The following is an 868-nucleotide window of genomic DNA, read 5'->3' on the forward strand; positions in this document are numbered from 1 at the left end:
CGATGCCGAGAATAATTTCCTCCACCTCGTGGCAAAGTGCGGTTTTGATCAGCTCGCCGGTGCCAAAGCTGGTGGTGATTTCTGGGTTGCGCTTATCCATAGGGACTAAATGCAGCCCCGAGGCGGCGGCCATTTCGATGATCGCCGTGCGTCCGTCGCCTGACAGCCCCCATTGGGCTTGCACCGTTTCGCCCAGTGGGCTTTTGACCGCACTTTGCATCAACTTGCCGCCGGTGGCATCCACAAACGATTGCACCGTGCCTTCGCCGCCGTCGGCCATCGGCACCAAAGTGTAGCTAGCATCAGGGAAGATGCGCGCAAAGCCTGTTTGAATGGCCTGCGCCACCGCTTGGGCAGTGAGGCTTTCTTTGAAACTGTCTGGTGCAATCACAATGTGCATAGGCACTCCTTATAACACGTAGCGCTCAATCGCTTGCGCCACGCCTGAGTCGTTGTGGTGGCCGGTGATGGCATCGGCCATCGCTTTGAGCTCATCGGTGGCGTTTTCCATCGCAATGCCGAGGCCTGCGTATTCCACCATGTGGGCGTCGTTGCCGGCATCACCCATGCAAATCACATCACGCGCCGCGATGCCTAAAAACTCCGCCAGCGCGGCAATGCCGCTGCCTTTGTTGGCTTTCGGGTGGAGGAACTCCATAAAAAACGGCGTGCTTTGCACCACGGTGAACTGTTCTTTGAGCGTTTGTGGCAAGGTTGTCATCGCGTGGGTGACTTTTTCGGCTTCATCGGCATAAAGCACTTTGATGATCGGCTCCTCGTCGCTCAGCTCGGCAAAATCTAATTGGTTAAGCGTGATTTTGTTAATTTCCGCCTCATGCTGGCTGCATGGCCCGCAGTCAGGCGAGAT

The 868-nt window shown here is 56.5% G+C and carries 2 protein-coding genes; both read right to left on the bottom strand.

Annotated elements, in window-relative coordinates; all coding sequences use genetic code 11:
• Window positions 1–400: glycerate kinase (locus JNC70_RS22745; RefSeq protein ID WP_374789054.1), on the bottom strand; the 400-nt coding region annotated here is incomplete at its 3' end.
• A 9-nt stretch (window positions 401–409) separates the two neighbouring features.
• Window positions 410–868 (bottom strand): HAD-IIB family hydrolase (locus tag JNC70_RS22750; protein WP_374789055.1); only part of this gene is annotated, 459 nt, incomplete at its 5' end.

The sequence above is a fragment of the Brucella oryzae genome, assembly GCF_041929965.1.
GTDB lineage: Bacteria > Pseudomonadota > Alphaproteobacteria > Rhizobiales > Rhizobiaceae > Brucella > Brucella oryzae.